General features: G+C 70.7%; 25 protein-coding genes and 2 tRNA genes. 8 read left to right on the forward strand and 19 right to left on the reverse strand.

The genetic code is table 11. The annotated features are described in order from the left end of the window. Window positions 1-32: 32 nt before the first annotated feature. From ABGB12_RS02410 to ABGB12_RS02420, 3 genes are read right to left on the reverse strand one after another with little or no spacing between them, the layout of a single operon-like run. On the reverse strand, window positions 33-1241 hold the full coding sequence (locus ABGB12_RS02410) for a crosslink repair DNA glycosylase YcaQ family protein (RefSeq protein ID WP_347674171.1): 1209 nt from the start codon (window positions 1239-1241) through the stop codon (window positions 33-35). A 39-nt stretch (window positions 1242-1280) separates the two neighbouring features. Continuing rightward, window positions 1281-1472 (reverse strand): hypothetical protein, encoded by a 192-nt coding sequence (locus ABGB12_RS02415; protein ID WP_347674172.1) that lies wholly within the window; start codon window positions 1470-1472, stop codon window positions 1281-1283. A 30-nt stretch (window positions 1473-1502) separates the two neighbouring features. Next, window positions 1503-2597: a hypothetical protein gene (locus ABGB12_RS02420; protein WP_347674173.1), complete on the reverse strand. Its 1095-nt coding sequence runs from the start codon at window positions 2595-2597 to the stop codon at window positions 1503-1505. A gap of 134 nt (window positions 2598-2731) precedes the next feature. On the opposite strand from ABGB12_RS02420, the gene ABGB12_RS02425 reads away from it, so the two are divergent. Both ABGB12_RS02425 and ABGB12_RS02430 read left to right on the forward strand, forming a co-directional pair. Next, window positions 2732-3838 carry a glycoside hydrolase family protein gene (locus tag ABGB12_RS02425; protein WP_347674174.1) on the forward strand — a complete coding sequence of 369 codons (1107 nt, stop codon included), beginning with the start codon at window positions 2732-2734 and terminating at the stop codon, window positions 3836-3838. 72 nt (window positions 3839-3910) lie between these two features. Continuing rightward, window positions 3911-4537 carry a hypothetical protein gene (locus tag ABGB12_RS02430; RefSeq protein WP_347674175.1) on the forward strand — a complete coding sequence of 209 codons (627 nt, stop codon included), beginning with the start codon at window positions 3911-3913 and terminating at the stop codon, window positions 4535-4537. 240 nt (window positions 4538-4777) lie between these two features. On the opposite strand, the gene ABGB12_RS02435 is transcribed toward ABGB12_RS02430, so the two are convergent. The 4 genes from ABGB12_RS02435 to ABGB12_RS02450 form a co-directional block, all read right to left on the reverse strand. Beyond that, window positions 4778-4851: transfer RNA gene (locus ABGB12_RS02435), tRNA-Met, on the reverse strand. Between the two features lie 61 nt (window positions 4852-4912). After that, complete coding sequence (locus tag ABGB12_RS02440) at window positions 4913-5680, reverse strand: 3-oxoacyl-ACP reductase (protein WP_347674177.1); 768 nt, start codon at window positions 5678-5680, stop codon at window positions 4913-4915. A 47-nt stretch (window positions 5681-5727) separates the two neighbouring features. Then, on the reverse strand, window positions 5728-7086 hold the full coding sequence (locus ABGB12_RS02445; protein WP_347674178.1) for an aldehyde dehydrogenase family protein: 1359 nt from the start codon (window positions 7084-7086) through the stop codon (window positions 5728-5730). Continuing rightward, entirely contained in the window at window positions 7087-8430 is a 1344-nt protein-coding gene (locus ABGB12_RS02450) for a glutamine synthetase family protein (protein ID WP_347674179.1), read from the reverse strand. A 180-nt stretch (window positions 8431-8610) separates the two neighbouring features. Between ABGB12_RS02450 and ABGB12_RS02455 the strand changes: the two genes are divergently transcribed. After that, a complete protein-coding gene (locus tag ABGB12_RS02455) occupies window positions 8611-10281 on the forward strand; it encodes a carotenoid oxygenase family protein (protein WP_347674181.1) in 1671 nt (556 codons plus the stop codon). A gap of 256 nt (window positions 10282-10537) precedes the next feature. Here ABGB12_RS02455 and ABGB12_RS02460 read toward each other — a convergent pair. Both ABGB12_RS02460 and ABGB12_RS02465 read right to left on the reverse strand, forming a co-directional pair. Next, a tRNA-Met gene (locus tag ABGB12_RS02460) sits at window positions 10538-10611 on the reverse strand. A gap of 51 nt (window positions 10612-10662) precedes the next feature. Further along, complete coding sequence (locus ABGB12_RS02465) at window positions 10663-13521, reverse strand: UPF0182 family protein (protein WP_347674183.1); 2859 nt, start codon at window positions 13519-13521, stop codon at window positions 10663-10665. A gap of 173 nt (window positions 13522-13694) precedes the next feature. On the opposite strand from ABGB12_RS02465, the gene ABGB12_RS02470 reads away from it, so the two are divergent. Next, entirely contained in the window at window positions 13695-14186 is a 492-nt protein-coding gene (locus ABGB12_RS02470; protein WP_347674185.1) for a PPA1309 family protein, read from the forward strand. A 7-nt stretch (window positions 14187-14193) separates the two neighbouring features. Here the strand turns inward: ABGB12_RS02470 and ABGB12_RS02475 are convergent, their stop codons facing one another. Genes ABGB12_RS02475 through ABGB12_RS02485 form a run of 3 tightly spaced genes read right to left on the reverse strand, consistent with a single transcriptional unit; the run spans window position 14194 to window position 16835 of the window. Then, the gene (locus ABGB12_RS02475) at window positions 14194-15288 is read right to left on the reverse strand and encodes a PDZ domain-containing protein (RefSeq protein WP_347674187.1); all 1095 of its coding nucleotides are present in this window, start codon (window positions 15286-15288) and stop codon (window positions 14194-14196) included. A 22-nt stretch (window positions 15289-15310) separates the two neighbouring features. Next, complete coding sequence (locus tag ABGB12_RS02480) at window positions 15311-15751, reverse strand: molybdenum cofactor biosynthesis protein MoaE (protein WP_347674189.1); 441 nt, start codon at window positions 15749-15751, stop codon at window positions 15311-15313. A 16-nt stretch (window positions 15752-15767) separates the two neighbouring features. After that, window positions 15768-16835 carry an NAD-dependent epimerase/dehydratase family protein gene (locus ABGB12_RS02485; protein WP_347674191.1) on the reverse strand — a complete coding sequence of 356 codons (1068 nt, stop codon included), beginning with the start codon at window positions 16833-16835 and terminating at the stop codon, window positions 15768-15770. Between the two features lie 89 nt (window positions 16836-16924). Between ABGB12_RS02485 and ABGB12_RS02490 the strand changes: the two genes are divergently transcribed. Further along, window positions 16925-18304: a zinc-dependent metalloprotease gene (locus ABGB12_RS02490; RefSeq protein ID WP_347674193.1), complete on the forward strand. Its 1380-nt coding sequence runs from the start codon at window positions 16925-16927 to the stop codon at window positions 18302-18304. Continuing rightward, entirely contained in the window at window positions 18301-18837 is a 537-nt protein-coding gene (locus tag ABGB12_RS02495) for an NUDIX hydrolase (protein ID WP_347674195.1), read from the forward strand. Before ABGB12_RS02490 ends, ABGB12_RS02495 begins: the two co-directional genes overlap by 4 nt. Here the strand turns inward: ABGB12_RS02495 and ABGB12_RS02500 are convergent. Together ABGB12_RS02500 and ABGB12_RS02505 are read right to left on the reverse strand one after the other, a co-directional pair. After that, window positions 18815-19417 carry a hypothetical protein gene (locus tag ABGB12_RS02500; RefSeq protein WP_347675021.1) on the reverse strand — a complete coding sequence of 201 codons (603 nt, stop codon included), beginning with the start codon at window positions 19415-19417 and terminating at the stop codon, window positions 18815-18817. The two genes, ABGB12_RS02495 and ABGB12_RS02500, sit on opposite strands and share 23 nt — an antisense overlap. 5 nt (window positions 19418-19422) lie before the next feature. Then, window positions 19423-19890, reverse strand: a complete 468-nt coding sequence (locus tag ABGB12_RS02505) for a M48 family metallopeptidase (protein WP_347674197.1) — start codon at window positions 19888-19890, stop codon at window positions 19423-19425. Window positions 19891-20128: 238 nt separating this feature from the next. On the opposite strand from ABGB12_RS02505, the gene ABGB12_RS02510 reads away from it, so the two are divergent. Further along, entirely contained in the window at window positions 20129-21436 is a 1308-nt protein-coding gene (locus ABGB12_RS02510; protein ID WP_347674199.1) for an AarF/ABC1/UbiB kinase family protein, read from the forward strand. An 82-nt stretch (window positions 21437-21518) separates the two neighbouring features. On the opposite strand, the gene ABGB12_RS02515 is transcribed toward ABGB12_RS02510, so the two are convergent. The 5 genes from ABGB12_RS02515 to ABGB12_RS02535 all read right to left on the reverse strand — a co-directional run bounded on the left by ABGB12_RS02515 (window position 21519) and on the right by ABGB12_RS02535 (window position 25712). After that, a complete protein-coding gene (locus tag ABGB12_RS02515) occupies window positions 21519-21719 on the reverse strand; it encodes a hypothetical protein (RefSeq protein WP_347674202.1) in 201 nt (66 codons plus the stop codon). A 77-nt stretch (window positions 21720-21796) separates the two neighbouring features. Then, window positions 21797-22075, reverse strand: a complete 279-nt coding sequence (locus ABGB12_RS02520; RefSeq protein WP_347675023.1) for a WhiB family transcriptional regulator — start codon at window positions 22073-22075, stop codon at window positions 21797-21799. Between the two features lie 136 nt (window positions 22076-22211). Continuing rightward, entirely contained in the window at window positions 22212-22466 is a 255-nt protein-coding gene (locus ABGB12_RS02525; RefSeq protein ID WP_347674204.1) for a hypothetical protein, read from the reverse strand. A gap of 161 nt (window positions 22467-22627) precedes the next feature. Beyond that, window positions 22628-23521 carry an acyl-CoA thioesterase II gene (gene tesB, locus ABGB12_RS02530; RefSeq protein WP_347674208.1) on the reverse strand — a complete coding sequence of 298 codons (894 nt, stop codon included), beginning with the start codon at window positions 23519-23521 and terminating at the stop codon, window positions 22628-22630. Window positions 23522-23600: 79 nt separating this feature from the next. Further along, window positions 23601-25712, reverse strand: a complete 2112-nt coding sequence (locus tag ABGB12_RS02535; RefSeq protein WP_347674212.1) for an ATP-dependent DNA helicase UvrD2 — start codon at window positions 25710-25712, stop codon at window positions 23601-23603. 118 nt (window positions 25713-25830) lie between these two features. On the opposite strand from ABGB12_RS02535, the gene ABGB12_RS02540 reads away from it, so the two are divergent. Further along, window positions 25831-26100: a mycoredoxin gene (locus tag ABGB12_RS02540; RefSeq protein WP_347674214.1), complete on the forward strand. Its 270-nt coding sequence runs from the start codon at window positions 25831-25833 to the stop codon at window positions 26098-26100. Window positions 26101-26110 lie beyond the last annotated feature (10 nt).

Raw genomic sequence — 26110 nt, forward strand, 5'->3', positions numbered from 1 at the left:
TGCGGTAGTTGCCCAGATCGCTTTTCGTCCGGTCATGACAAGGAACGCAGCACCGGCCCCAGCGACTCGGGCACGACCCGTTCGATCCGGACGGAGTCGCACCCCACCCACCCGGCCGCCTCCTCCAACGCCTTCACGGCGGACTCGGCGTGCTTCGGCCCGTCCAGCGAGACCTGCCTCGCCACCAGCGTGGAGCCCTCGCGGGCCGGGTCCACCCGGCCGACCAGCCGGCCGCCGGCCAGCAGCGGCATCGCGAAGTAGCCGTGCACCCGCCTGGCCTTGGGCACGTACGCCTCCAGCCGGTGGGTGAAGCCGAAGATCCGCTCGGCGCGCGGCCTGTCCCACACCAGCGAGTCGAACGGGGACAGCAGGGTGGTGCGGTGCCTGCCGCGCGGCGGGCTCTGCAGCGCCGCGGGATCGGCCCACGCCGGACGGCCCCAGCCCTCGACCCGCACCGGCACCAGCCCGGTGCCCTCGATCACCCGGTCGACCTGCGCGGCGCGCAGCCGGTGGTAGTCGGCCAGGTCGGCCCGGGTCGCCACGCCCAGCGCCCGCCCGGCCCGCGCGACCAGGGCGGTCAGGCAGGCCTCGTCGTCGGGCTCCTCCCGCCGCAGTTCCTCCGGGACCGCCCGCTCCGCCAGGTCGTAGACCCGCTTCCAGCCCCGCCGCTCCACGCAGACGACCTCGCCGACGTCCAGCAGCCACTCGATCGCGATCTTCGATTCGGACCAGTCCCACCAGGTGCCGCCGGGCACGCTGTTGCCCCCCAGGTCCGACGCCGTCAGCGGACCCTCCTCGCGCAGCCGCCGCGCCACCAGCGCGCAGGAGCGCTCCTTGTCCTCCATGCGGTGCCAGCGGTGCCCGCGCCGCGCGTACTCCCGGCGCCGGAAGGCGAACAGCGGCCACTCCTCGATCGGCAGGATGCACGCGGCGTGCGACCAGTACTCGAAGGAGGTGCCGCGCCCCCAGTAGGCCTCCTCCACCGCGGGCCTCCCCACCGCGCCCAGCCGGGCGTAGGGGATCAGCTCGTGTGAACGGGCCAGCACCGAGATCGTGTCGAGCTGCACCGCGCCCAGCGCGCGCAGCACCCCGCGCACCCCCGCCCGCCGGTCGGGCGCGCCGAGGAACCCCTGGGCGCGCAACACGATCCGCCGGGCCTCGTCGGCGGACAGGCTCAGCTCCGCGGGCGGGACTCCCCCGGCCGGGACGGTGCGGGCGCGGGTGGTCGAGCTCAGTGGCATGCCGGAAGCCTAGAGGCGGCCACCGACAGAACAGGGGGCTCATACCGGCCGGGGCTCGGGCTCCGGGGGCGGTCCCGGGCCGGGCTCGGGCGGCGTCGGCTGAGGCTCGGGCAGCGGAGGCGGCTCGGGCACCGGCGCGGGCGGCACCGGATCGGGTTCGGGCACCGGATCGGGCATCGGGCTGGGCGGAGGCATGGGAGTCGGCCTCTCGGGAATCGGCGGAACAGTCATGTTCCGCCCCTTCCCCGGTCTCCGCCAGGGCTAACGGCCCACCGAGACGTGCACGTGGTCGAAGTGGTTCTGGGTGATGCTGCCCCGGTCCTCCATCAGCCGCCAGCACTTGCAGACGCGCTCGTTCCAGATGTGCCGGCGCCAGATGATGTACTTGATCCCCAGCCGGCCGTAGTTGGCTATCAGGTAGCTCACGGTGCGGTCGCCCACGGCCATCCAGGCCGCGCCCGGCATCCGGCCGCCCGAGCTCAGCATGAAGTCCGAGGCGTTGCCGGTGCCGTGGTCCTGGGGGTCGCCCGGACGGGCGCAGCCGATCGCCAGGAACGGGCCGATCAGCGCGTCCACCTCGTTGCGGACCGCCTGCATGTGCACCGAGCAGCCCACCGTCCCGCTGAGCGGGGACTTGGCGGTGCCCGCGACCTGCACCGAACCGGAGGTCCCCCGCGGCAGCACGGTGACCTTGACCTGGTCGGGCAGCAGTTTCCTCAACCGGCCGCGCAGCTTCTGCAGATCCGTCTTCGGCGCGCTCACCACGATCGCGTTGCCGCTGGCCAGGCCGAGCCGCTGCGCCTGATCCCGGGAGACGACGGCCTCGACGCCCGGCACCCCGATCGGGGCGATCGCGCCGACCCGGACGCTCGCCCCCCGATCGGTGGCACCCGCCTCGACCACGGTGCCCAGTTTCGCGCCCTGGAAGGAGATGACCGCGTCCCCGCCCGCGACGTTGCGCCACAACTCGTCCAGCTTGGCCGTCTGCTTGGGGGCGAGGTTGCGGAACGTCGACGGGTCGACGCCCAGCAGCCCGACCTGCCTTCCGGCGACCCGGGTGCGGGCCCCGTCCACCACCTCGACGGCCTTGACGCCCTTGAGCTTCCGCACCTTCTCCACCACGTCCGCGGGCAGCGTGGCGGTCCCGGCCGCCAGCAGGTGGGGGGTGTGGCGGCGGCGCAGCGGCGCGACGCTGATGGTCTGGGTGACCTGGTCCGGCGTGTGCGCCACCTCATGGGAGACCTGGAGTTCGTCGAGCCCTGCGTTCTGGTCGTGGTGTGCGGCGACCACCGCGAGGTCGATGGAGAGGGTCAGCAACGCGGCCACACCGATGGCACCCGGCACCCAGACCCGCATCCGGTCCTCCCCCTTCCAGCATCGGACAGTCAACTTACACGGCACCGTTTCGGATGGAAGCGGACGGAACTTAATGATCTATGAGACAGTTGCAGTCCCCCGGATACCGATCACCCCCGGAGTCGAAAGCCACTATGCGAGTGCCCTCCGCCCGCACGAAACGCCGCTCTCTGGAGGCCGCCGCCGTCGGGCTGTTCGCCGCCTCCGTCACCGGCCTCGCCGGATACGCCATCACCGACCGGCAGGACTCCCGTCCGGTCGGGTGGCTCGGCCCGAAGACGACTGCTCCCGCAGGCACCGGCGAACCGCTGCCCGACGTCCGGCGCAAGGAGGGCGACCCGCAGCGGCCCGCCGCGGCCCCCGCCCCCGAACAGCCGGCCGGCACCGGCGAGAGCAGCCCGAAGACCGGCGAGGGCGACGCTCCAGGCTCCCCGGACGCCGGGGTCCCGCCGCTGCTCGCCAAGCAGGGCGGCGACCCGGTCGACCAGGCCTCCCGCAAGAGGTCCTGCCTCAAGGGCGTGGCCACCTGGGCCTACCCCCGGTCCAAGGCCTCCATCAAGGACTCCGGGGCGTGCTGGTTCTACAGCTGGGGGCCGGACCGCGCCGGCATCACCGCGCCCAAGGGCGTGGAGTTCGTCCCGATGATCCACCGTGCGGCCACCATCGGCGACGTGGCCAAGGTCAAGGGCCGGGGCCACCGCTACCTGCTGGGCTTCAACGAGCCCGACCTGGGCGACCAGGCGAACATGTCGGTCGAGCAGGCGCTGGACCTGTGGCCGCGGCTGGTGAAGACCGGCCTGGTCCTCGGCAGCCCGTCCGTCGCGACCGGCGGCGAGGTGCCCGGCGGCTGGCTCGACCGGTTCATGAAGGGCGCCAAGAAGCGCAACCTGCGCGTCGACTTCATCACCCTGCACTGGTACGGCGCGGACTTCCGGGCCAAGCCCGCCGCGATGCAGTTGCGCGGCTACCTGCGCAAGGTCTACAAGCGCTACAAGAAGCCGATCTGGCTGACCGAGTTCGCGCTGACGGACTTCACTCAGGGCGCGCCGCGCTACCCGTCGCAGAAGCAGCAGGCGGCGTTCCTCCGCGAGGCCGTCAAGATGCTCCGAGGCGAGCACTACATCAAGCGTTACGCGTGGTTCGCGCTGCCCACGAACCGCAGCGGCACCGGCCTGTACAACCCCGACGGCTCGCCCACCCCCGCGGGCCGCTCCTTCCGGTCCGCCCCCCGGTACAAGTAGGGCCTCGCGAAGGCGACCGCACCCGGAGCGGCGAGGAGACACCACCGTCACACTCTGCTACGACTCGATGTCGTGAGCGGATGGATTCTCCGGCCGGCCCTGTGGTCCGCCGCGGCCCTGGCCCTGCCCGGAACAGCGACGGCCTTGCCGGAAACGGTTCCGCCCGCCCCCGCGCGCAACGCGTTCGAGCACGTCGAACCGCCGGACCCCGCCTCCGCCGACCTGACCGTCGTCGGAGGCCTGTGGTCGTTGCGCCCGGGCAAAACGGGCACCGCCTACATCAGCGTGGCCAACGGCGGCCCCGCCGAGGCCCGGAACCCGGTCCTCACCGTGGCCCTCCCCAAGCAACTGTCCGCGTCCGACACGTCCGGCTGCCGCCAGGCCGCCTCCAGCCTCACCCCGCAGGGAACCACCACCATCACCTGCCGCTGGAGACGAATCAAACCCGTGGACCACCGCCTGGTACCCCTGAAGCTGAAGGCCGCCCGCCTACGAAAGTCCGACGCTCCCCTCTCCCGCCCCAAAGTCACCCTCCAGGTCACCTCCGAGACTCCGGAACTCCTGGAGAAGGACAACCAGGACTCCTTCACCGTACGGATCCGCCCCCTCCTCCCCGACCCCCCGAAGCCCCCTCCTTCAAAGGCCGACCAGGAAACCCTCCCCCCACAAATCGACCCTGCAGAAGAGCCCAACCCATAAGCCACCCACCACAGGAGAGGCATGAGGGCGGGGTCACCGCAGAGAGCGCGGGGATGCGGGGGCGTAAGGCCAAAGGCGACTTTCCACCCCGGCCACAACCCAGCGGCACCACCGCAGGGGGGGGTGTGGGGGCACAGCCCCCACATCGGGGGATCCGGGGGTCGTCCCCCGGGCAGGCATGGCGAAGAGCCCCCCGCAGAAGCGAACCTTCGGTTCGCGACCACGAGGGGCCCTTACTCGTAGCGGGGACAGGATTTGAACCTGCGACCTCTGGGTTATGAGCCCAGCGAGCTACCGAGCTGCTCCACCCCGCGTCGTTGTGTCTTAAGACTATGTGAGGCGTGGGGCTTACGCAAACCGGGGCGGTGCCGCTGGTCAGAGGGGCGTCACATAGGCGCTGGTGATGCCGCCGTCGACGAGGAACTCGGTGGCGGTGATGTAGGCGGAGTCGTCGGAGGCGAGGAAGGCGACGGCGGCGGCGATCTCGTCTGCTTCGGCGAAGCGGCCCATGGGGACGTGGATGAGGCGTCGTGCGGCGCGTTCGGGGTCTTTGGCGAAGAGTTCGCGCAGGAGGGGGGTGTTGACGGGGCCTGGGGAGAGGGCGTTGACGCGGATGCCTTCGCGGGCGAATTGCACGCCGAGTTCGCGGGTCATGGCGAGGACGCCGCCTTTGGAGGCGGTGTAGGAGATCTGGGAGGTCGCGGCGCCCATTCTGGCGACGAAGGAGGCGGTGTTGATGATGGAGCCTTTGCCTTGGGCCCGCATGTAGGGGATGGCGTGTTTGCAGCACAGGTAGACGCTGGTGAGGTTGACTTCTTGGACGTGTTTCCAGGCTTCGAGGCCGGTTTCGAGGATGGAGTCGTCTTCGGGCGGGGAGATGCCGGCGTTGTTGAAGGCGATGTCGACGGTGCCGTAGGTGTCGTGGGTGGTTTGGAAGAGTGCTTTGACTTCGTCTTCGCGGGTGACGTCCGTTTTGATGTACAGGCCGTCGAGGTCTTCGGCGTATCTGCCGCCTTCGGCGGGGTCGGCGAGGTCCGCGAGGACGACGGTGGCTCCTTCGGCGGTGAGGCGGCGGGCGGTGGCCAGTCCTATGCCGCCCAGGCCGCCGGTGACGACGGCGGTGCGGCCCGCGAGACGCTGCATGCTGATGGGCTCCTAGGTACGGAGGTTTCGCGGCCTCTCGGGGCCGTTCAGGGTTCGGTTGCCAGGAAGACGTTCTTGGTCTCGGTGAAGGCGTCGAGGGCGTCGGGGCCGAGTTCGCGGCCGAGTCCGGAGTGTTTGAATCCGCCGAACGGTGTCCAGTAGCGCACTGAGGAGTGGGAGTTGACCGACAGGTTTCCCGCTTGGACGGCGCGGGCGGTGCGGAGGGCGCGGCCGAGGTCGCGGGTCCAGATGGAGCCGGACAGCCCGTAGGCGGTGTCGTTGGCGATGCCGACGGCGTCGGCCTCGTCGGTGAACGGGACGACGGTGACGACCGGTCCGAAGACCTCTTCGTGCCAGGCGCGGACGTTCCGGTAGTCGGGGGTGGCCAGGACGGTCGGCGGGTACCAGAAGCCGGGCCCGTCGGGGGCGGTGCCGCGGAAGGCCACGGGTGCGCCGTCGGGCACGTACGAGGCGACCTTCGCCCGGTGTTCGGCGCTGATCAGCGGCCCGACCTCGGTCTCCTCGGCGGAGGGGTCCCCTACGACGACTCCTTTGACGGCCGGTTCCAGCAGTTCGAGGAAGCGTTCGTACACGGGGGCCTGGACGAGGATCCGGGAGCGGGCGCAGCAGTCCTGGCCGGCGTTCTCGAACACCGCGTACGGGGCGGTCGCCGCGGCGCGTTCCAGGTCGGCGTCGGCGAAGACGATGTTGGCGCTCTTGCCGCCCAGTTCCAGGGTCAGTCGTTTGATCTCCGGCGCGCAGACCGCCATCAGCTCCCGGCCGACCTCGGTCGAGCCGGTGAAGACGATCTTCCTCACGTCGGGGTGCTCGGCCAGCCTGCGGCCCGTCACCGGGCCCCTGCCGGGCAGCGTCTGGAGCACGCCGTCGGGCAGTCCGGCCTCCAGCGCCAGCTCGGCGACGCGCAGCGCGGTCAGCGGGGTCCACTCGGCGGGTTTGACCAGCACGGTGTTGCCCGCGGCCAGGGCGGGGGCCAGGCCCCAGCCCATGATCGGCATCGGGAAGTTCCACGGGACGATCACGCCGACCACCCCGACGGGTTCCTTGAACGTGACGTCCACCCCGCCGGGGACGGGGATCTGCAGCCCGGTCAGCCGTTCGGGGGCGGCGGAGTAGTACAGCAGGACGTCCCGCAGGTTGCCCGCCTCCCAGCGGGCCTGCCCGATCGGGTGCCCGGCGTTGCGCGTCTCCAGCCGGGCCAGTTCCTCCAGGTGGGCGTCCACTTCGGCGGCGAAGGCCCGCAGCAGCCTCGCCCTGTCTCCGGGCGCGACCGCCCGCCAGGAGGCGGAGGCGGCCACCGCGCGGGCGACCGCCGCGTCGGTCTCCTCGGCGGAGGTCTCCGCCACGGTCTGGACGACCTGCTCGGTCGCCGGGTCTATCACCCGCATCTACAGCCTCTCGAATCCCCTGGCCAGTTCCCAGTCGGTGACGGCCCGGTCGTAGGCGGCCAGCTCCACCCGCGCGTAGTTGGCGTAGTGCGCGGCCACCTCCGCGCCGAACAGCTCGGCGGGCAGGGTGCCTGCCTCCCAGTCCTCCAGCGCCTCGCGCATCGTCCCTGCGACCGCGGGCCCCTGGATCTCGTAGGCGTTGCCTTCGCAGGGCTCGCCCGGCTCCAGACCGTTCTCGACACCGTGCAGTCCCGCCGCGATCATCGCCGCGACCGCCAGGTAGGGGTTCGCGTCGCCGCCGGGCACCCGGTTCTCCACCCGCAGGGAGGATCCGTTCCCCACCAGCCGCAGCGCGCACGTCCGGTTGTCCAGTCCCCAGCGGATCGCGGTCGGCGCGAAGCTGCCCGGCTGGTAGCGCTTGTAGGAGTTGATGTTCGGCGCGTACATCAGGGTCAGCTCGCGCATGCAGGCCTGCTGGCCCGCGATGAAGGCGGCGCCCTGCGGTGACAGGCCGTACGGCCCGTCGCCCGCCATGACCGGGGTGCCGTACCGGTCGCGCAGCGACAGGTGGATGTGGCAGGAGTTGCCCTCCCGCTCGTCCGGCTTGGCCATGAAGGTCAGGGCCATGCCCTCCTGGGCGGCGATCTCCTTGGCCCCGGTCTTGTAGATCGTGTGGTTGTCGCAGGTCCGCAGCGCCTCGGCGTATCTGAAGGCGATCTCGTGCTGGCCCCGGTTGCACTCCCCCTTGGCGGACTCGACGTACATCCCGGCGCCGGTCATCTCGTTGCGGATGCGCCGCAGCAGCGGCTCGACCCGGGCTCCGCCGAGCAGGGAGTAGTCGACGTTGTAGAGGTTGGCCGGGGTCAGTTCCCGGTAGCCGCGCCGCCAGGCGTCCTCGTAGGTGTCGCGGTAGACGACGAACTCCAGTTCGGTGCCGACCTGGGCGGTCCAGCCGCGCTCGGCCAGCCGGGCGAGCTGGCGCTGGAGGATCCGCCTGGGCGAGGCCTCGACCTCGGTGCCGTCGTGCCGGAGCAGGTCGGCCAGGACGAGGGCGGTGCCCGGCTGCCACGGGACCGTCCGCAGGGTCGACAGGTCGGGCCGGAGCACCAGGTCCCCGTAGCCGCGCTCCCAGGAGGACATCGTGTAGCCGTCGGCGGTGTTCATATCGACGTCCACGGCCAGGAGGTAGTCGCAGGCCTCCGCGCCGTGCCCCGCCGCCTCCTCCAGGAAGTAGCGGGCCGTCAGGCGTTTGCCCTGGAGCCGGCCCTGCATGTCGGTGAATCCGATGACCACGGTGTCGATCCGGCCGGACTCGGCCGCCACGTCCAGTTCCTCGAGCGTCAAGTCGACCTCAGATCCTCTTGTCGGGGCCCGTCGAGCACGCTGGTCGGGAAAGTACCCACCTGGACGCGGCCGTACCGGCGGGACGCCCGTTCTTCAGGGGGATTCGGGGGGCGGGCAATTCTGACGACATTTGTCCTCAGAAGTATTGACGCACCGGCCCTGCGGCGCTTGATTGGCGGCATGCCCATCCCCCGCTCGATCCTCACCAAGGACGACCCGCAGGACCTGGATCTGACCGTCGTCTCGGGCCGCTGGCCCGACGACCTCGGCGGCCACCTCCTGATCAGCACCTCCGACCAGCGCACCCGCCCGCTGCACGCCTTCTTCGGCGACGGCATCCTGGTCCGGCTGGACCTGAGGCCCGACGCGGAGGGCCGTTTCGCCTGGCGGCCCCGGGTGATCGACACCCCCTCCGTCCGGCTCCGCCGCAAACGCCCCGACCTGTTCGTCCCGGGGCCGGTCGGCACCAACTCTCCGTGGGGGGTCGTCAACGCCGCCAACACCGCCCCGCTGCCCTGGGGCGACCGGCTGTTCGCCACCTGGGACGCGGGCCGCCCGGTGGAGGTGGACCCGGTGACCCTGGGCTTCGTCGCCGAGGTCGGCCACCGCGACGACTGGAAGCCCGCCATGGACCAGCCCGTCCTGCCGCTGGTCTCCTCCTCCGCCCATCCCGTGATCGATCCGGAGCGCGACTGCCTGTGGACGGTCAGCCGCGACGTCCTCAGCGGCGCGGTCTCGGTGATCCGCTACGACGGCTCCGGTAAGCACGTCCAGCGCTGGGAGGTGGAGAACGCGGTCCTGCCGCAGGCCACGCATACGATCACCCAGACCCGGGACTGGCTGGTGCTCGCCGACACCGCCTACAAGGTCGACGTCCAGGAGGTCTTCGGCGGGGACCGCACCGTCGCCAACAATCCCGACGGGCCGGTCCTCCTGATCCGCAAGGACGCCCTGGTCCCGGGGGCGCGGACCGTCACGTGCAGGGAGTTCCGGCTCGCTCCGGAGGTCAACCACTTCTACGCCAGGTACGACGACTCGGACGGCGTGGAGATCATCATGGAGCACTCCGAGGGCGTCGACATCGGCATGTACCTCAAGGAGGACGATCTGGACCTCCACGGCCGGCCGATCGACCCCGCCCTGCGCGGCATGTACTGCCATGGCATGTCCCCCGCCACGACGACCCTGCTGCGGTTCGACCCGGACACCGGCAAGATCACCGAACGTGCCCGCGCCCACGATCCCGAGCGCTACTGGCAGGCCGAGCTCTCGGCCGTCGACTGGTCCTTCGAGGGGCTGCTCGCTCCCACCCGCCACCACCTGATCCATCTGGGCTTCCACCCCGAGGCCGTCAATCAGCGCGCCCTGCGCAACTACGGCGACCGCGTGGACCCGTCCCTGTTCCCCCCCGAGGAGACCCCCGCGATCCTCACCACTCTGGACCACGAGTCGCTGAACCCCCTGAGCGAGTGGACCTTCGCCCTGGACGACTACCCCACCTCTCCCAGCTTCGTCCCCAGGGGCCCCCTGAACGCCGCGGGCCGCTCCCGCTACGCCGGCACCTCCCCCGGCGGCCACCACGGCTACCTGCTGGTCCTGGTCCACAACGACGACCGCTTCCGCCTGGAGGTCTTCGACGCCGCGTCCGTCTCCCGGGGCCCCGTAGCCGTCCTCGCCCCACCCCGGGGCGAAACCGTCCCCTTCATGATCCACTCAGCCTGGATGCCCACCTGCCTCCCGGCCCCCCGGCTGGAGCGTCACCACTTCCGCGACGACCTCGACTCCCGCCTGGACCAACTCCCAGCCGACCTGGCAGCCCTCACCCGGGAAGTAGCCGCCGAACTCCCCTGACCCGTCCCAGCACGAGCAGGAAATGCGGGGGCGCAGCCACTTTCCACCCCGCTCCGGACCAGCCGCACCCCTGCAAGGGGGTGCGGGAACACAGCCACTTTCCACCCCGGCCCCGAACCAGCGGCACCACCGCAGGGGGGTGTGGGGGCGCAGCCCCCACATCGGGGGATCCGGGGGTCGTCCCCCGGGCAGGCATGGCGAAGGGCCCCCCGCGGAAGCGAACCTTCGGTTCGCGACCACGAGGGGCCCTTACTCGTAGCGGGGACAGGATTTGAACCTGCGACCTCTGGGTTATGAGCCCAGCGAGCTACCGAGCTGCTCCACCCCGCGTCGTTGTGTCTTAAGACTATGGGGTGGAGCCCGCTTACGCAATTCGGGTGCTCAGTCTCCCGGGGTCGGGGTGCTCGTCGGCTGCTGGGGCTGCTGGCCGGCCTGGTTCTGGAGTTCCACCAGCTTGTTGATGGCGGCCTCCAGCTTGTCCTGGGCGTCGGCGTACTTCTTCAGGTCTCCGGACTTCAGGGCGTTCTGGGCCTCGGTGAAGGCCTGTTTGACGTCGTTGACGGCCTGCTGGATGCTCGGCGACGTGGTCGTCGGCGGTTTCTGTCCGGTGTCCGGGGAGCCGGAGTCCTGTTCCGGGACGTCGGTGCCGGGCTTGAGGATCTGCTTCAGCGCGTCCTCGAAGGTGGTGGCGAACCCGATCTGGTCGCCGAAGGAGACGAGCACCCAGCCGAGGACGGGGTACTGCGCTCCGGAAGCGGCCTGCTGGTAGACGGGCTGGACGTACATGAAGCCGTCGGCGAAGGGCAGTGTCAGCAGGTTGCCGTAGACGACCTGCGTGGTGCTCCCCTGGGGCCGGTTGAGGATGGGCGCCGCCTGCTCGTTGCCCTTGAAGGCGTTCTGCATCTGGGTGGGGCCCCAGATGGGCACTTCTCGTGGCACCTGGAGCAGCCTCAGCTGTCCGAAGTCCGGGGATTCGGGGTTGCTGTTGGCCGACAGGTAACCGGTCAGGTTGTTACCGTTACGGGCCACGTAGGTCGATGTCAGCGCGAAGTTCGGGGCTTCGGGCCGGCTCTTGCCGTCCTTCGACGGCATCTGGATGGTCAGGTAGTACGGGGGCTCCGTGATGTCCTTCTCGGTCGGGTCGACCGGGACCTCCCAGTAGTCCTGCCCGCTGTAGAAGCCCGCCGCGTCCGTCACGTGGTACTTGGACAGCACGCCCCGCTGGACCTTGAACATGTCCTCGGGGTAGCGGATGTGGGACTGGATCGCCCCTTCCATCACGGTCTTCAGCTCGGCCTTGCTCTTGACGGTGCCGGGGAACGCCTTGCTCCAGGTCTTGAGGACCGGGTCCTTCTCGTCCCAGGCGTAGAGCGTGACGGTGCCGTCGTAGGCGTCGACCGTGGCCTTCACCGAGTTGCGGATGTAGTTGATGTCGTCACGGCGCTGTGTGCCGACGGACGGCCGCTCGGTGTTGCTGTCGCGGGTGAGGTCCTGCAGGTTGACCCGCTCGGAGTACGGGTAGCCCGAGGAGGTCGTGTAGGCGTCCACGACCCAGACGACGCGGCCTCCGGCGACGACCGGGTAGGCGTTGCTGTCCACGGTCAGCCACGGGGCGGCCTTCTGGACCCGCTCGCGGGGCGAGCGGTCGTAGAGGATGCGGGACTTCTCGTTGATCTGGCCGGACAGCAGGATGTTGCGGTCCTGGAACTTCAGGGCGTAGGCCATCCGGTTGACGAAGGAGTCCATCTTCACGCCGCCGATGCCGGTGTAGACGGTCTCCTGGGCCGGCGGGTAGTCCAGTTCCTTCTGGTTGCCGACGATGGAGTACCGCGGCGACTGCTCGCCGAAGTAGACCTGCGGCTTGTCGATCTTCAGTCGGCAGGAGCCGTCCTCGAGCTTGTCCGAGCAGTCCTGCGGCATGCCGTAGGACTGGTAGACCGGGCCCTTGCTCTCGGGGTCGACCTCGTTGCCCTTGGCCGAGACGAAGCCGTAGCCGTGGGTGTAGGTGAGGTGCTCGTTGACCCAGCCGGAGGCGGTGCTCGGCGGGCCGGTCAGTTCGCGGACCGCCACGAGGGTGTCCTGCTTGTTGCCGTCCTTGTCGGGGTAGCGGTCGATGTCCAGCGGGTTGGCGAAGTCGTAGAAGCCCTGGAGCTGCTGCTGCTGGCGGAACGTGGGCGACAGCAGCGCCGGGTCCAGCAGCCGGACGTTCGGGAGCGTCTTGGAGTACTCCTCGACCTCCTTGCTCCCCGGCTGCTTGGTGGGCGTGTAGTTCTGCCCGTCCAGTCCGCTGACGCCGAAGGCGTTCCGTGTCGCCTTGATGTTGCGCTCGATGTAGGGGGTCTCCTTGGCCAGCTCGTTCGGCTTGACCTGGAACTGCTGGATCAGCAGCGGGTAGAGCCCGCCCAGCAGGACCGCCGACAGGACGAGCAGGCCGAACCCGACGCCCGGCAGCATCATGCCGCGCCGCCAGATGTTGACGAAGAACAGCACCGCGCAGATCAGCGCGATCGCGGCGAGGATGGTCTTGGCCGGCAGCACCGCGTTCACGTCGGTGTAGCCGGGGCCGGTGACCCGGCCGCGCTCGGAGTAGGCCAGGCCCCACCGGTCGAACCAGTAGGCGATGGCCTTCAGCAGCACGAACAGGCCGACGAGCACCGACAGGTGGGCGCGGGCCGAGGAGCTGGCCTTGTCCCCGGGGCCCTGCAGCCGCAGGCCGCCGTACAGGTAGTGGACGGCCACCGCCGTCAGGATCGACAGGACGACCATGACGAACACGAAGCCGAGGATGAGCCGCAGGAACGGGTAGACGAACACGAAGAACGAGACGTCCATCCCGAACTGGGCGTCCTTCTCGCCGAACGGCGTCCGGTTCATGAACGCCAGCCAGGTGCCCACCTGGCCCGCCGCGGACAGCCCGCTGAACAGGCCGATCGCGCCGAGCAGCGTGAACAGCACGGTCCTGCGGTGCGGGTCGACTCCGGCGCGGTAGCGCTCCAGGCCCTGCTGCTCCACCGACACCGGCCGGTAGGCGGGCCGCAGCCGGTAGGCGATCACCATGTTGGCGCCGACGGCCAGGGCCATCAGCAGGCCCCCGCTGAAGAACAGCAGCAGCTTGGTCTTCAGCTGGGTCGTGAAGACCTTGGAGAACCCGTCACCGAGCGATCGGTACCACAGCAGGTCCGTCCATACGCCGGCGAAGACGAAGAACAGCGCTATCAGCACCGCCAACGTGATCAGCACGGGGGCCAGCAGTCTGGGGCCGCGGCCGGGGAGACGCCGTCCCGGGCCGGGATTTCGGAAGCTCAACGCTTCCCTCCGATTCTCAAGTTCCTGTCGGCTCTACTACGCAACTTATCGACAGCTCATACGGTTCCCGATCGAACCACCGCTCGGGCGGCGGAAGAATAACAACTATGACCTCACTGGAAGAGACCGTGAAGAGCATCGAGCAGCAGACCGGGTGGGACGGGCCTCCGCAGCTGTTCGCCCTCGTGGAGACCGCGGAGCTGCTGCGCGTCCAGCCCGAGCTGGCCGGAGAGCTCGGACCGGCGGACGGGGACGGGCTCACCGCGGTCGACCAGGGGGAGCTGCCCGACGACGACATCGGCGCGCTGCTGCCGGGGATCGTGTGGCCCGAGAGCGTCACCGGGTGCGCGCTGGCGATGGTGCGGATCACGCTGCCGCCGGAGGTGGAGGAGCAGATCCCCGACGAGGGGGACGCGGTCGCCTGGGCCACCGCGCACCCGCTGCACGAGGAGCTGAAGATCGTGGTGGGGGTGCTGCGGGACGGCACGAGGCACGCGGTGCTGCGCATCCGCCGCCACGAGGACGAGCTGCTGTCGGCCGAGGACCTGGTGCCGGACCTGGCCGAGGCCCTGGCTCAGACGTTCCTGCCGGACGAGTGAGCCGACGTCAGGAGGGGCAGCTCGGGACGGTGCCCTGACCGCTCTGCAGGGACTGCAGCGCCTTCACCGCGCCGTCCAGCGTCTCGGCCTTGACCAGGCGCAGGCCGTCGGGGGCCGCGGCGGAGGCCTCGTCGCAGTTGCCGGCCGGGACGAGGAAGACCGTGGCCCCGGCCTCGCGTGCGCCGATCATCTTCTGCTGGATGCCGCCGATCGCGCCGACCCGGCCCTCCGGGGTGATCGTGCCGGTGCCGGCGACGAACTTCCCGCCGCTCAGGTCGCCCGGGGTGAGCAGGTCGTAGATGCCCAGCGAGAACATCAGGCCGGCGCTGGGCCCGCCGATGTCCCCGACGCTGATCTTGACGTCGATCGGGAAGACGTAGCGGTCGCGCAGGACCACCCCGATGACCGCCCGGTTCGCGTCGTCGGGCGCCGGCGCCGTGGTCAGGGAGACCTTCTGCTCCTTGCCGTCCCTGCGGACGGTCAGCGTGACGGCCTCCCCCGGCTTGTACTCCTTGAGCGCGGTGGTGACCGCCGTCGTCCGGTCGGTCTTCTTCCCCGCGACGGCGAGGATCTCGTCGCCTGGCTTGAGCACCCCGTCCGCGGGCAGGCCCTTCTCGGTCGACTGGACGGCCGAGACGGTGGACGGCTTCCGCCCCGTCTGCACCAGCGCGGCGGCCACGGAGGTCTGCTGGGAGTCCTCCATCTGGAGGGTGTTCTCCTGCTCGACCTCCTCCACCGTCTCGTCCTTGGGGAAGATCGTCTCCTGCGGGACCACGGCGCGGTCGCCGTTCAGCCAGTCGCGCAGCGCCGTGAACAGGCTCAGCGGGCGCTTGGGACCGCCGGTGTAGGCGACGGTCGTGAAGTTCAGGTGCCCGCCCGCCGGGTACGTCTGCGCGCCGTTGATCTCGATCAGCGGCTTGTCGGTCTCGGGGTTGGCGCCGATGGTGTTCATGGTCGGCCCCGGCCTCAGCGACACGTACGGCACCGGCATGACCGCTCCGGCGACCGCCAGCGCCAGCACCAGCACGGCGACCAGCCCGAGCGTCAGCGCCCTGCGGTGCGAGCGCCGACCGTTGTCCTTCTCCACGGCTTGGGTGACCATGCGGGCAAGCTTATTGCCCGTTTCAGCAGGCACCGACCCATTCCGAGCCGCCGTCGGCGAACTCCTGGTGCTTCCAGATCGGGACTTGGTGCTTGAGGTCGTCGATCAGCCGACGGCAGGCCGCGAACGCCTCGGCCCGGTGCGGCGCGGCCGCGGCCACGACCACGGCCAGCTCGCCGATCTCCAGTTCGCCGACCCGGTGGACGGCGGCCAGCGCCGTCACCGGGAAGTCCGCGGCGACCTTCTCCATGACCTCGCGCAGCCGCTCGGGGGCGGTGGGGTGCGCGCTGTAGGTCAGCCGGGTGACGTCCCTGTCGGCCTGCTCGCCCTGGGCCCGGTCGTGGTCGCGGACAGAACCGACGAAGAAGGCGGTTCCCCCCGCTGCGGGATCCTTCACGGCGCCGACCACCTCGTCGACCGAGAGCGGCTCGTCACGGATGTCCAGCAGTCTGATGACAGTCACGGAATCGAAAATACCGTCAGAGGCGGCGTTTCTTGCGGGCGCGGCGGACCGCGGCCGCGGCGCCGATCACCGCGACGGTGGCGCCGGCGGCGGTGGCCATGGTGGCCTCCTTGCCGCCGACCCTGCGGCCGACCACCGCGTGCCGTCCGCTGGACTCCTGGAGCAGGGCCTTCAGGGCCGTCTCGTTGTCGTAGTCCGGGCGCCAGCCGGCCTCGCGCAGCCTGGCGCAGTCGACGACCCACGGATAGACGACGTAGTAGAGGTCGGTGGCGGGTGCCGGGGTGAGGCCGAGCCGGTGCAACCGCTGGGCGGTGCCGAAGGTGAGGGAGGCGGGCAGTTCGAAGCTGCGCTTGCCGGTGATCTCCTCGATGGCGGCGGCCTCCAGCCAGCCGTCGCAGCCGACCGCGACGGCGCCGGCGACCTCGCCGTGCGCCGCCAGTTCCAGCGCGCTCACCAGGTCGTCCACATGGCAGAACTGCCAGTGCGGCGGCACTCCCTTGGCGGCGAGCAGGCGGGGCGCCTCGAAGTGGCGGGTGGCCACGGTGTCGACGCCCGGTCCGGCCAGCACCGCCGGGCGCAGGAGGGTGATCTCCACGCCGGGGTGCGGGGTGGCGGCCGCCAACTCCTCGATCTCCAGGAAGTCGCCGACGACGCTGCTGTCCGGCTCGGCCCGCAGCGGGGAGTCCTCGGGCAGCGGGACGGGGTTGGCGGCGTCCGCGCCGTAGACGGCGGCCGAGGTGACCAGGACGAGCCGGCCGACCCCGGAGGCCGCCGCCGCGGCGAGGACGGTCTGCGCGCCGCGCACGTTGTAGGTGCGGCGTTCCTTGGGGTCGGTGTCGGGCGAGCGGTCCACGTCGGTGTGCACCAGGACGTCCACGTCCTCCAGCCGCCGGGTCAGCAGCGGGTCCCGGACGTCCACCATCCGCCAGGTGACCCCGCTGATCCCGGGCAGCTCACCGCGCTCGGCGTCCAGGGCGACGACCTTGGCGAAGCGCCCCGATTCGGCGAGCCGGGCCGTGAGCGCCCGGCCGATCCCGGAGGCCGCGCCGGTGACCGCGACGGTCCTCCCGGCTCCTGTGCTCATGGCGAACGTTCCTTCCCCCGGACGTTGCACGCTCTCAAGAACGACTACCTTGAGGTTATGGCCTTTCCTCGCAGCCTAAGGCGATTCTGATGGGTGACACTCCTTTCGGCTTCAACCGGCCCTCCGACGACGAGGGCGACGGCAAGCCCGGCGGTGATCCGTTCGGGATGGGTTTCGGGGGCGGTATCCCCGGCAGTGGTGACATGAACCAGTTCGCGGCGATGCTCCGGCAGTTCGCCGACATGTTGAGCGGTATGGGCTCCTCCTCCGGCGGCGGCCCGGTCAACTGGGAGATGGTCAAGAACATCGCCCGGCACGTGGTCGTCGAGAGCGGCGACCCGTCGATCGTGGCGGCGGAGCGGACCCAGGTGACCGAGGCGTTGCGGCTGGCCGACCTGTGGCTGGACGAGGGCACGGTGCTCCCCGCCGGGATCCTCACCCCCCAGGCCTGGAGCAGGTCGGAGTGGCTGGAGGCGACACTCCCGGTGTGGGAGAAGCTGGTCGATCCGATCGCCGCGCGCATGGTCGACACGATGGGCGGCGCGATGGGCGGTCCCGGCGGCGAGCTGCCGCCGGAGATGGCGGCGATGGCCGGCCCGCTGATCGGCATGGTCAAGCAGATGTCCGGGGCGATGGTCGGCGGCCAGGCCGGGCAGGCGCTGGGCGCGCTGGCCCGGGAGGTGATCGGCTCGGCGGACATCGGTCTGCCGCTCGCCCCCGACGGGGTCGGCGCGCTGCTGCCCGCCGGGGTCGCCTCGTTCGCCGACGGGCTGGAGATCCCGACGGACGAGGTCCGGCTCTACCTGGCCCTGCGGGAGGCGGCCCACCAGCGGCTGTTCGCCCATGTCCCGTGGCTGCGCCCGGCGCTGCTGAGCGCCGTCGAGGACTACGCCCGCGGCATCAAGGTGGACCTGTCCGGCCTGGAGGAGAAGATCGCGGGCCTGGACCTGAGCAACCCCGAGGCGATCCAGGAGGCGCTGGGCGGAGAGATCCAGCTGGCTCCGGAGGAGACGCCCGAGCAGAAGCTGGCGCTCTCCCGGCTGGAGACCCTGCTGGCCCTGGTCGAGGGCTGGGTGGGCACGGTCGTGGCCGCCTCCTCGCAGGGCCGGCTGCCCAGCGCGGGCAGCCTGGCCGAGGCGGTGCGGCGGCGCCGTGCCACCGGCGGCCCCGCCGAACGCACCTTCGCCACGCTGGTCGGGCTGGAGCTGCGGCCCCGGCGGCTGCGCGAGGCCGAGACGCTGTGGCGGTCACTGACCGAGCTCAAGGGCGCCGAGGGCAGGGACCGGCTGTGGTCGCACCCCGACCTGCTGCCCACCGCGGACGATCTGGAGAACCCCGACTCCTTCCTCGGCTCGGAGGAGCTGGAGTTCGACCTGTCGGAGCTGCACCAGACCCCCGCGCCCGAAGAGCCCGGCGCGAACGGCCCGGACGCCGGCGAGGGCGGACCCGGCTCCCCCGAGGACAGGTGAGCGACCTGCACGCCGACGCCGTCCGGGTCCTGGAGGGATGGAAGGCCCCCTCCGCGGCCCAGGACGGGGTCAGGCTGGAGTTCCTGGAGCATCTGGCCCGCCACCCCGACGGGGTGTGGCGGGAGTGCCGGCCCGGCCACATCACGGCCAGCTCCCTGGTGGTCAACGCGGCGCGCACCGAGGTGCTGCTGACGCTGCACCGCAAGATCGGGGGCTGGCTGCAGCTGGGCGGCCACTGCGAGCCCGGCGACTCCTCGCTGGCCGCCGCGGTGCTGCGGGAGGCGGTCGAGGAGTCCGGGATCGAGGGGCTGATCCTCTCCGACGGGCCGGTCCAGCTCGACCGGCACCGGGTGCGCTGCCACCCGGAGGGCTCCTGGCATCTGGACGTGGAGTACCTGGCCTTCGCCCCGGAGGGCGCGCGGCACCGGATCAGCGACGAGTCCGAGGACCTGCGCTGGTTCCCGGTGGACGGCCTTCCGGAGTCCGTCGATCACGTGGTCCGGTCGCTGGTCACCCGCGCGCTGGAGCACTGAGCAGCAGCCTGGTGTTCTCCCAGCCCTCCAGGCCGGGGTCCAGCAGGCGCACGTCGGAGGGCGACCGCAGCCGGTGCCAGCCGGGCACCCGCTGGACCTGGCCGGGGAAGTCGGCGGCGGCCCGCAGCCGCGCCAGCGCGTCGGGCGTGTCGAGGGTGAGTCCGCCGAGCGCCGCCGCCAGCCAGGACGGCAGCGGCAGGCGGACGGCCAGGGCGACCAGCCCCTCGGGCGCGGGGCAGACGGCGGCGGGGGCCAGCGCCAGGGCGCGGAAGAGCTTGCCGACCATCAGTCCGGGCAGGTCGGGCGCGTCGGGGGCGAGGACCGCCGCCTCTGTGGCGTGTCCGGTCGCGGCCAGGGCCTCCAGCACCTCCAGCGGGGTGCGCGCGGTGAGCACCGGGGCGCCCGGCCAGGTCAGCTCCTCGGCCTCGGCGCGCAGCGGCGCGGGCGCGGCCATGACGGCCCGGACCTGCTCCAGGCTCTCGGCCAGTTCGTAGACGTCCTCCAGCAGGGCCCGCCGGTAGGCGTCGGGGTCGACGCCCGGCGGGGCCTGGACCGGGCCGGATCCGGCCAGGACCGCCACGTGCCTCAACCGGTGGCCTTCAGGTCCCGCGCCGCGGTGACCCCTTCGAGGTAGCCGCGGGCCCGCTCGGTCTTGGGGTAGCGGTTGACCAGCTTCCAGAAGGCGGCGTTGTGGCTGGGTTCCAGGAGGTGGGCCAGTTCGTGCACGAGGATGTAGTCGACCACCCACACCGGCATGCCGCGCAGCATGCTGGAGATGCGGATGGTGCGGTCCTCGGGGGTGCACGAGCCCCACCGGCTGCGCTGGTTGCCCACCCAGCGCACGCTGCTGGGCACGGCGCTGCCGCCCAGGTAGCGGCGGGAGAGCTCCATGGCCCGTTCCATCAGTTCCTCGTCGCCCGTCGGCGGGCGGCTGCGCCGCTCTCTGCCGTCCAGGCGTTCCAGGATGCGGGCGATCTCGTACTCCTCCTCGGCCTTGGTCAGGCGGGAGGGCAGCATCACGATGGTCTTCTCGCCGTCACGATAAGCCGACACGGTTCTCCGGCGTCGGGGGCTGCGACGGACCTCGACGTTGGGGGGCACATGCGCAACCGTAGCCGAAACTTTGCGTTTTCCACAGGGGGCGGAACACGTTTTTGCAGGTCAAACTTGATGGGAGACCTGTATCCCCAATGGTTGTCCACAGGAAGCGATCTTCGGCAGTAAATGATCACTTACATCTACTTCCCGTGATTGTGGCGTGAACAGCCCTTTATCGCGGACAATGAATCCTGTGAGCGATCTTCCACTTCGCGCGGTCACGCGCACCGCCAAGCTGGCCACCCTCCCCCTGGGCTTCGCCGGTCGCACCGCTCTGGGCCTCGGCAAGAAGACCTTCGGCAAGTCGGCGGAGGCCGTCGCCACGCAGATCCAGGCCCGTACCGCCGAGCAGCTGTTCAAGGTGCTCGGCGAGCTCAAGGGCGGGGCCATGAAGTTCGGCCAGGTGATGTCGATCTTCGAGGCCGCCCTGCCGGCCGAGATCGCGGGACCCTACCGGGCCACCCTGACCAAACTGCAGGAGTCGGCGCCGCCGATGCCCGCGGCGACCGTCCACAAAGTGCTGGCCGAGAGCCTGGGCCCGGACTGGCGGGAGGAATTCCAGTCCTTCGACGACAGGCCGGCCGCCGCCGCCTCCATCGGACAGGTGCACAAGGCGGTCTGGAAGGACGGGCGCGAGGTCGCGGTCAAGGTCCAGTACCCCGGTGCCGGAAAGGCGCTGATCGGCGACTTCAACCAGCTCGCCAGAATGGGCAAGCTGATCGGGGTGCTCTTCCCCGGAGCCGACATGAAGACCATTCTGGAAGAGCTGAAGGTCCGGGTCCAGGAGGAACTCGACTACACCGTCGAGGCCGCCTCCCAGCGGGCCTTCGCCGAGGCCTACGCCGATGACCCCGACTTCCTCGTCCCCGAGGTCATCGCCCAGTCGGGCACCGTCCTGGTGACCGAGTGGATCTACGGCACCCCGCTGTCGAAGATCATCAGTGACGGCACCCAGGAGGAGCGGGACCGGGCCGGGCTGCTGTTCGCCCGCTTTCTGTTCTCCGCCCCCACCCGCTGCGGCCACCTGCACGCCGACCCCCACCCCGGCAACTTCCGGCTGATGGAGGACGGGCGCCTGGGCGTCATCGACTTCGGCGCCGTCGACCGGATGGAGGGCGGATTCCAGGAGGAGATCGGCGCCCTCATGCGGATCGGCACGCTGGGCGGTCCCGAGGAGATCGTGGAGGCCTGCCGGGCCGAGGGCATCATCCGCGAGGGCGTGGAGATCAACGGCGAGCAGCTCGCCGCGTTCATCGAGCCGATGGCCGTCCCGCTGAAGTCCGAGACCTTCAAGTTCAGCCGGGAGTGGCTGCGCGACCAGGCCGCCCGGGTCACCGACCTGCGGCCCGACAACGTCGTGCGTTACCTCAACCTGCCCAAGGACTACGTCCTGGTGCACCGGACGGTGGGGCTGGGCACCGGGGTGCTGTGCCAGCTGGAGGCCGAGGGCCCGTTCCGGGGCGAGGCCCTGACCTGGGTGAAGGGCTTCGCCGGCGAGTGACCCGAAGAGAGAACGGCCCCGGCGGATCCGCCGGGGCCGTTCTCTCTTCGGGTGGTCCTTCGCGGGAAGGCCCTTCGGATCATCAGCCCCGGGTCACGAGGCCCACGATCCGGCGCAGGGTGATCCCCGCCTCCTGACGGGTGGCGCGGCCGGTGTCGGCGACCACCTTGCGCAGGGTCTCCCTGCGGGTGCGCCGCACTTCCGCGGCCCACTGGAGGGAGGCGATCTCCTCCTCCAGCGCGCGTATTCGTTCACGGCTGATCTCTACACTGAGCAAGCTCATCTTCTTCTCTTCCTTCGGCGGGAGGGGTGACGGCCTGGCGGCCGTCACCCGCAGGTCTGTGTCGGTGCCGCGGGTCATCACGCGGCCACTTCGTCGGGAGCCTGGTTCTTGCGCGGACGCCCCCGCGGCCGCTTGCGGGCCACGATCTCGCCCCGGACGAACAGCTCGCCGCCCCAGACGCCCCACGGCTCCTGCCGCTCGAGCGCGCCGGCCAGGCAGCTCTTGCGGACCGGGCAGTCCACGCACAGCGCCTTGGCGAGCTCCACATCGGCGGGAGACTCGGCGAAGAACAGCTCGGGGTCGGTACGGCAGGGCAGGTCGTCCACAGCCGGGAAGGTCGGCTCGAGCCCCTGGATGAGGTTCACCCTCGGTCCTCTCGTTGGATCTCAACGTCTTGTCGTTCGAGGTTTTCCGGGCCTTGCTGTTTTCGGAGAAACAAAAGGGCCGCGGATCCTGTGTCTGGATCCGCGGCCCGGGAGTCTTCGCCGGTGGCTAAACCGGTGGTCTCTCCGGATACGGAGCCAGCACAGTACGGCGCTCGATGGGCGCCGGGGCGGGGTGGGCGAGAGCGTCGACGATCACGTGTTCCATGATCGTTTCGTTCAGTCCACGCCACCTTTGCGACATCACGACATCGCCGCCCAGCAGGGCGGAACCGCCATAGGCAAGGTCACTTCCGAACAGGCATGACTGCTGCGCGCCCACGGCGAAAGCGGCGATGCGGGTGTCTTTGTTCAGGGTTCCCATCTCGCCACCTCCTTCGGGGTTCGCGGTCCCACGCGCCGGGCGCGGACCTGTCTTCAGTGCTGCGTTGAGCCTACGAGAAGCCGGGGAAATCAATCAAGCTATTTTTGAGCTGCGGTTTTGTGGCCGATCGCACTCGCGATGTACCGAACTTTTACGGCATTTCACGCATCGAAGGGATGCCGTAGAGCACTCGGCTCACCCTTGACCCGGACCAGCCCTTCCTGCATCACCGAGACCACCAGTTCGCCGGTCCGCGTGAACACCTGGCCCCGGGCCAGACCGCGCGCGCCGCCCGCCGTCGGGCTCTCCTGGGCGTACAGCAGCCACTCGTCGGCGCGGAACGGCCGGTGGAACCACATGGCGTGATCCAGGCTGGCCCCGATCGTGCGGGCGTCACCCCAGGCCAGGCCGTGGTTGAGCAGGACGGTGTCGAGCAGCGTCATGTCCGAGGCGTACGTCATCAGGCAGACGTGCAGCAGCGGGTCGTCCGGGAGCTTGTCGATGGTCTTCAGCCACACCAGGGACTCCCGGGTCGCCAGTTCCGGCTTGCCGACCGCCTCGTACGTCAGCGGCGTGGCGTGCCGCAGGTCGAAGGGGCGGCGGCGCTCGTACTCGTTGGCGACCTTCTCGCCGAAGATGGCGGCGAACCTGTCCCGGGTGGTGGGCAGGGACTCCGGGTCCGGCGCGGCCGGCATCTCGACCATGTGCTCCGGGCCCGGCTCGGGGACCTGGAAGCTCGCCGACAGGGTGAAGATCGTCTTGCCGTGCTGGATCGCGCTGACCCTGCGGGTGCTGAAGGAACGGCCGTCCCTGACCCGCTCGACGGTGTAGACGATCGGCACCAGCGGGTCGCCCGGCCGGATGAAATAGGCGTGCAGGGAGTGCACATGGCGTCCCACCGGGACCGTACGGCCCGCGGCCACCATGGACTGGCCCGCGACCTGGCCGCCGAAGACCCGCTGCTGTGGGTCCTCGGGGCTGTTGCCACGGAAGATGTCGTCCTCGATCTGCTCCAGGTCGAGAATGTCCAGCAGGTTCTTCAACGGCGTGTTCACAAGGGCCAGTCTGGCAAAGAGCGCGGCCTTCGTCGCCTTCAGGGGTCTGCGACAAAGGTCTCAGCCGAATGCGTCGCCCTCAGGGGTCCGCGACGAAGATCTCGCCCGGCTCCTCGCCCCGGCACAGCGCCAGCACGGCCGAGGCGTACTTCTCCAGCTTGACCGCGCCGATCCCGCCGACCCCGGCCAGCCCGGCCGGGGTCGAGGGGCGCTGCTCGGCGATCGCCTGGAGCGTGGCGTCGGTGAAGACCACGAAGGCCGGGACCTTCTCCGCCCTGGCCGTCCGGGCCCGCCAGTCCTTGAGCGCCTCCAGCAGCTCCTCGTCGACCTCCGCCGGGCAGCCCTCGCACCGGCCCAGCTTGCGCTCGACCGGCTTGAGCAGCGACCGGCCGCAGATCCGGCACGGCAGCGGACCGCGCGAGAGCGCGGGACGGGCAGCGGCCCCGGTCCTGGGCGGGATCGGGGTGTCCGTCCGGGACGCGGCACCCGCCGTGCCCGCAATACCCTCGAGAAAACGACAGATCCTGCGGTTGCGCCGCTGGCCGGGCGAACGGGCCTGCGCCCAGGAGAGCGTCAGGTGCTCCCTGGCCCGGGTGATGCCGACGTACAGCAGCCGCCGCTCCTCCTCGATCTGCTCGGGGGTCTCGGCGTAGACGATCGGCAGCGTGCCGTCGGCGAGCCCGGCCAGGAACACCGCGTCCCACTCCAGACCCTTGGCCGCGTGCAGGGAGGCCAGGGTGACGCCCTCCAACGGCGGGGCGTGCTGGGCCGCCGCCCGTTCCTCCAGCTCGGCCACGAACCGGGGCAGCCCGGCGTCCGGCTCGGCCATCGCCATGTCCTCGGCGAGCTGGGCGAGCGCGGCCAGCGACTCCCACTTCTCACGCACCGCGCCGCCGCCCTCCGGCGCCCGGTCGGTGAACCCGCACCCCGCCAGCACCGCCCGCACCTGGTGGATCAGGCCCATCCCGTCCAGCTCGGCGTCGCCCCCCGAGCGGGCCGCGCCGCGCAACCGCACCACGGCCTCACGGACGGCGGGGCGCTCGAAGAACCGCTCGGCGCCGCGCAGCACGTAGGGCACCCCCGCGTCGGCGAAGGCCTGCTCGAACGCCTGCGACTGGGCGTTGACGCGGAACAACACCGCGATCTCGCGGGCCGGGACGCCCCCGTCGATGAGCCCGGCCGCCCTGCGGGCGACGTCCTGGGCCTCGGCCACCTCGTCGTCGTAGGAGGCGTAGGAGGGATCGGGGCCGTCCGGACGCTGGGCCACCAGCTCCAGGCGCTGCGGCGACTTCTTCAGCACCTCGTTGGCCAGCCGCACCACCTGGGGGGTGGAGCGGTAGTCGCGCACCAGCCGCACCACGGTCGCCTCGGGGTACTCGGCGGTGAAGTTCAGCAGGAAACCGGGGGTGGCCCCGGTGAAGGAGTAGATCGTCTGGCTCGGGTCGCCGACCACGCACAGCTCCCTGCGCCCGCCCAGCCAGCCCTCCAGCAGCATCTTCTGCAGCGGGTTGACGTCCTGGTACTCGTCGACCACGAAGTACCGGTACTGGTCGTGGACGGCCCGGGCCATCTCCGGGTAGTCCGCCAGCATCGCGGCGGTGATCTCCAGCATGCCCTCGAAGTCCAGGAGGTTGCGCTCCCGGCGCAGCTCCTCGTACATGACGTACAGCCGGGCGACGTCCACCACGTCCGCCGGCGGTTTGCGGCCCTGCTTGGCGACGGTCCCCGCGTAGTCCTCCGGGCGGGTCTGGGTGACCTTCGCCCATTCGATCTCGCCCGCCACGTCCCGCAGCTCGGTGCGGCCCAGGGACAGCCGGCAGGCGCGGGCGGCGTCGGCCACCAGCGGGAGCTTGGAGTCGATCAGCCGGGGCGGCTCCCCGCCGATCGTGCGGGGCCAGAAGTAGAGCAGCTGCTTGTAGGCGGCGGCGTGGAACGTCCTGGCCTGGACGCCCGGCGCGCCCAGCGCCCGCAGCCGCCCGCGCAGCTCGCCTGCGGCCCGGGTCGTGAACGTCACGGCCAGCACGTTCTGCGGCTTGGCCCGCCCGGTCAGCACCGCGTACGCGATCCGGTGGGTGATCGCCCGCGTCTTGCCCGTCCCGGCCCCGGCCAGCACGCAGACGGGCCCGGTGACGGCCTCGGCGACCGCCCGCTGCTCCGGATCCAGCCCCTTGAGCACGGCCTGTGCGTCCATGCCTCCATACTCCCAGCCGTCACCGACAGCCGGGACCGGGCTGTGGAGGGAATGATCCGCAGCTCAGGCGTGTTCCGGCTCTGGCAGGATGAAAACCCCCTACAGGACAGGATCTCCCATGAGCACGACCGGCCGGCTGACCATGTACACCACCCCGTGGTGCGGTTTCTGCAAGCGGCTGAAGGCCCAGCTGGCCAGGGAGGGCATCGAGATGCTCGAGATCGACATCGAGCAGGACACCGCCGCCGCCGAGTTCGTCATGAGCGTCAACAACGGAAACATGACGGTTCCGACCATTGTCTACCCCGACGGCAGCGCCGCCACCAACCCCAGCGCCAAGGCGGTCAAGGCCAAGCTGGAGCGCCTCGGCGCCACCAGCTCCACCTGACCGGGGAGCA

It is taken from the genome of Actinocorallia sp. B10E7 (assembly GCF_039871655.1).
Lineage (GTDB): Bacteria > Actinomycetota > Actinomycetes > Streptosporangiales > Streptosporangiaceae > Actinocorallia.